The sequence below is a fragment of the Herbaspirillum sp. GCM10030257 genome, from assembly GCF_042666555.1.
In the GTDB taxonomy this organism is placed as follows: Bacteria; Pseudomonadota; Gammaproteobacteria; order Burkholderiales; family Burkholderiaceae_D; genus Noviherbaspirillum.
The window spans coordinates 1-4,508 of record NZ_JBHTDH010000076.1; the positions used below are offsets into that span (position 1 = coordinate 1).

Here is a 4,508-nt window from a genome sequence, read left to right on the forward strand (position 1 = left end):
GAACTGGATCGAAGGGTATTACAATCGTCAGCGAATTCATTCCTCAACCGGATATCGCACTCCGGTTCAAGCTGAGGAAACGCTGATGGATGCATGACATGCTGTACGTGAAACCGAGGCAGGGTCAAGCAACTACTGGCTTGATCGAGAGTTTAAACATTTGCTCCACACCGTTTTCTTTCACTTGGCCGATGAGATGTTCCTCGCCCGCTGAGATGGCAATATCCAGCGATTGAATAAAGCGAAGCTGAACGTCGATGCGAACCTTGCCATCGGTACTCCACATGAACCTGAATTCGCTCTCCCCTGGTTCAATCTCGCAAACGATATGGTCTTCGTCGCCACGCCGGTCAAACCGTAAACAGTCGTACCACCAACCCTCTCCTTCGTTTCCGTAACGCGAAACGTATGGAGTCTCAAAGAATCCTTCCAACTCAAACGGCTCTGGGCAGCGTTCCATAGCGACGCCTAACGTTGAGTTCAGGAGCCGCTATTAGCGGTCGGCTGCAATGGCAAGTTGGGCATCACGCTTACCACAACCAACTATCGGACGGCAACTTTGCCGTATGACGCCACACGAACCTTGCAGTCAGAGCCAGTCCAAGTGCTAGTAGCATCCAAAGCAAGATAAGGCCCTTTGATCCAGCAACGGCAAAGACAAGCTCTATCAACCAAGACAAGCGCCCTTTGAATGGTGGCGTCGACGGCCTAAGAGATTCATACGCCGCACCACAAACTGCTAAGAGTGCAGCCCCGACTAGCGTGCGGACGAACCACTGCGTCTCTTTGACTCCAGTTCTGATATTGACCGGTTTCATGATGTTCAACGTTTCATTTCACCAGCGCGTGGCGTCGGTGTGCAAAGTAGTGTTAGCTGGGCTGTTGGCAAAGGCACGGCGCAACAGTGCACCAGCCAAACTGACCGTAATTGTTATTGCAATCACATACCCAGCTGGATTCAACAGCCCGATCCAATCACACAGCAAGCTTAGCGTCGCGACAACCAGCAATTCCAATAACATCCAGATAGCTAACTTCGCATAATTGCGGCGCTCACTAGACATTCGTCTCCGCACGAAGACAACGCATGTAGGTAACCAAAGTAGCACGGCCAGAATAAGTAGGATCGCAATAGGGAATAACATTTCAGTAATTACATTCTCATTGAGCCAGCTAACGCTTACGTTGGCCTGTCCGCAGCGTCGGCGTCGAACAAAAAGTTAGCCATTGATTCCCACCCTGATACAGGCAATTGAGGCGAAAACGGCGCCAAGGAAATACAACACCAAGAATGCCCGACTGTCTTTCCGCTTCCATTCATCATAGCTAACGTATTGTCCCGGGCGTATTTCAATATATGGATACCTAAGCATTACGTGCCAGTAAAGGCCATTCGTCCAGACGAATATAACCGCAAGTAATAGAAAAGCACTTCGAATCGGATCATCCTTCGCTGTAAGCGCCAGCACAAGCCATCCAGCGCCCAAGCATAAGATTGCCACGACAAGTAGCAGGTGCCGATATCTTATTAGTTGATGCGGAGGTGTCGGTCTCATTGCAGGCTAACTAGGTTTATACGGCACGACGTGCCTGATAAGCTGGGATGGTGTCTGATAAAACATTTCGCTTGATCCTCCGCAAGGCATATACCTCAAGGCTTGCAACAGTATACTGTACATTAATACAGTATTAATTAACCATGAAAAGCGGCAGCCAGAATCCTTCTTCTGTGCAACCACCGAAGTTGCTTGACCAGCTACGACGTTGCCTTCGAGACAGGCACTACAGCTTTGCCACCGAGCGGGTCTATGTCTACTGGTCAAGATGGTACATTCGCTTCCATAACCTGCGCCATCCCGCAGACATGGGAGCACCGGAAATTCATGCCTTTCTGTCGTACCTCTCCAACGAACGGGACGTTTCCTTATCAACCCACCATCAAGCCCTGTGCGCTCTGCTGTTCTTGTACAAGCATGTCTTGGAGATCGAGCTACCCTGGATCGACAACCTTCCTACACCGACAAAGCCGGTACGGCAACCGACAGTTCTGACACGCCAAGAGATTGATCTGATCTTTGCCCAGATGACCGGCACGCACTTGCTGATTGCGCAACTGCTGTACGGGACTGGGATGCGGCTGATGGAGTGCGCCCAGCTGCGGGTCAAGGACATTGACTTCCAGCGCAGGGAAATCACCATTCGGCGAGGGAAGCGAAACAAGGACCGGCTGACCATGCTTCCGCTGTCGTTGGTTCAGCCACTGCGCGACCAGTTGGCTTATGCGAAATCGCTGTATGAGGAGGACAGGCTGTACCGCCGCAACGGCGTGATGTTGCCCGATGCATTAGAACGGAAGTATCCCGCCGCCGGGACGCAATGGGGCTGGTATTGGGTGTTCCCGTCCGATCACGAGTCCACTGACCCGCGCAGCGGTATTGTCCGCCGTCATCATCTGTACGGCCAGACGATACAACGCGCGGTGAAGCGAGCGGTCTTGGCAGCGAAGCTCACCAAGCGGGCATCGAGCCACACGTTTAGGCACAGTTTTGCAACCCACCTGATTGAAGCCGGTTACGACACACGAACCGTGCAAGAGCTGCTGGGCCATACTGACGTATCGACCACGCAGGTGTACGCCCATGTGCTCAACAAGGGGGGCCGGGGTGTGTCGTCTCCTATCGACCTGGTATCGACCTTCTGAGCGTCTGCTTTGAAGCATCGAAGCACTCCTCTGAGCGACTCCTTATGGCCGGTCAGCGTCTGCGGCTACTAAACACTGACCGGCAGCTATGCTTCAAATTTCAGTCTGTTCCGCAATCTCCAGTGCGTCGTCGACTTCAATGCCTAAGTATCGCACCGTGTTCTCAAATTTCGTATGTCCGAGCAGCAGCTGGACCGCTCGAAGATTCTTCGTGCGCCGGTAGATGAGCGTGGCTTTTGTTCTTCGCAAGGTGTGGGTACCATACCCTGTCGCATCCAATCCGATCGACTCAATCCAGGCATCAACAATGCGCGCATACTGGCGCGTCGACAGATGGGGAGAAGCCGAAATACGGCTTGGAAAAAGGAAGTCACTGTTGGCCAAATGCGCACACTGAATCCAAGCAAGAATCGAAGTTCGCGTCTGCTCAGTGATCTCGAACTGCACTGGCCGGTGCGTCTTCTGCTGCATCACAATGGCGCGTGGAAGAACTTGATTACCTTGGGTAATGTCACTGACGCGAATGTTAAGCAGGTCGCAACTGTGGAGCTTACTGTCGATAGCCAGATTGAACAACGCCAAGTCGCGGGTTTGGTGCTCCAGTTGCAACCGAGTACGGATGCCCCAGATTTCTTTCAACTTCAGGGGCGCTTTTTGACCGACGAACTTGCCTTTGTTTCACGGGCCCATGGCAGGTGATTCAATTTGATAGGCGTTCATGACCGTCTCCTTCTGTGAATGAAAGGAGACTCATTCTGCGCCACCTATTACCGACGTTCCGCGACCCAGAAGAGACATTAGCAGTCCTAATCTCGCTGCCGCAAAGCTGCCAGCCGGAGTTGTGCACACCAGAAAGTTGAGGGATCTGTCGAAATGCGCCGCCGCCATTCGTCGTGTAAGGTAACCATTTTTGGAGACTTCCATGCCCCGTTATATGATCCAAGTTCGCGCCACCACAATGAGCGAGGCTGGCGACTTCCCTGATGACCCTACTCTCGTTCCGCGCATGATGGCCTTCCACGATGAAATGGCCAAGGCCGGCGTGCTGCTCGATGGTGCTGGGCTGCAGCCTAGCAGTCAGGGATTTCGCGTGCAGTATGACGCCGTCGGTCAGGTGCGCGTCATAGACGGCCCCTTCGCCGAGACTAAGGAGCTAATTGCCGGCTACACGCTGATCGAGGTGCGATCACACGACGAAGCGCTGGCATGGGCGCAGCGCTTTCCGGCGCCGTTCCCTGGCCAACCCTGTTGCATCGAGGTACGCCCGCTGATGGGCGGCATTGACCTTCCACCCGAAGATGCCGAACGCATCATTCGCGAACAACTGGCCGCAATCAAGCAGGGCGGATGACGCGTCCCGTCGAGGCGGTCTGGCGCCTAGAAGTCAGACGCCTTACCAGGGCGCTGCTACGTCCGGGTGCTGGTCTGGCGTTGGCCGAAGACTGCGTGCAAGATGCGCTGGTGGCCGCAATGGAACGCTGGCGGACCGACCTACTACAGCGATTGGATCGGATCGAGGCAGCGCGTGAAGCTCTGCGTCAAGCTATAGTCTGGACTGGTAACGAACGTGAGTGCTTGTTGCCTTAGGAGCGTAGATTGCATGTAGACGATACTCCGGGCAGGCCCGAGGTTTCAGAGCATACGATGAAACTGGAGTCACCGCGGAGCCGCGCAAACTATCTAGAACTCATTCCATAAATAGGTAGTCGATGCTTTTTTCGGATTCGTATGGTTTTTCATCATGTCACGAAGAGAAGAGCTTACCGACGAGCAATGGGGGCTACTGGAGCCGTTGCTTCCCGTAACA

The 4,508-nt window shown here is 53.7% G+C and carries 6 protein-coding genes; 3 read left to right on the forward strand and 3 right to left on the reverse strand.

What is annotated here, in order from left to right; translation table 11 throughout:
* Nucleotides 1–124: 124 nt before the first annotated feature.
* Entirely contained in the window at nucleotides 125–460 is a 336-nt protein-coding gene (locus ACFQUU_RS29010) for a hypothetical protein (RefSeq protein ID WP_382252078.1), read from the reverse strand.
* A gap of 376 nt (nucleotides 461–836) precedes the next feature.
* Nucleotides 837–1,064 (reverse strand): hypothetical protein, encoded by a 228-nt coding sequence (locus ACFQUU_RS29015; RefSeq protein WP_382252079.1) that lies wholly within the window; start codon nucleotides 1,062–1,064, stop codon nucleotides 837–839.
* A 635-nt stretch (nucleotides 1,065–1,699) separates the two neighbouring features.
* On the opposite strand from ACFQUU_RS29015, the gene ACFQUU_RS29020 reads away from it, so the two are divergent.
* Nucleotides 1,700–2,701, forward strand: coding sequence for an integron integrase (locus ACFQUU_RS29020; protein WP_382252081.1), 1,002 nt, complete (start codon nucleotides 1,700–1,702; stop codon nucleotides 2,699–2,701).
* 93 nt (nucleotides 2,702–2,794) lie between these two features.
* Here the strand turns inward: ACFQUU_RS29020 and ACFQUU_RS29025 are convergent, their stop codons facing one another.
* Nucleotides 2,795–3,340, reverse strand: a complete 546-nt coding sequence (locus tag ACFQUU_RS29025; protein ID WP_382252083.1) for a tyrosine-type recombinase/integrase — start codon at nucleotides 3,338–3,340, stop codon at nucleotides 2,795–2,797.
* 283 nt (nucleotides 3,341–3,623) lie between these two features.
* Between ACFQUU_RS29025 and ACFQUU_RS29030 the strand changes: the two genes are divergently transcribed.
* Together ACFQUU_RS29030 and ACFQUU_RS29035 are read left to right on the forward strand one after the other, a co-directional pair.
* Nucleotides 3,624–4,052 (forward strand): YciI family protein, encoded by a 429-nt coding sequence (locus ACFQUU_RS29030; RefSeq protein ID WP_382252085.1) that lies wholly within the window; start codon nucleotides 3,624–3,626, stop codon nucleotides 4,050–4,052.
* Nucleotides 4,049–4,288 (forward strand): hypothetical protein, encoded by a 240-nt coding sequence (locus ACFQUU_RS29035; RefSeq protein ID WP_382252087.1) that lies wholly within the window; start codon nucleotides 4,049–4,051, stop codon nucleotides 4,286–4,288. The genes ACFQUU_RS29030 and ACFQUU_RS29035 overlap by 4 nt, the downstream gene beginning before the upstream one ends.
* The last annotated feature ends 220 nt before the right edge of the window (nucleotides 4,289–4,508 follow it).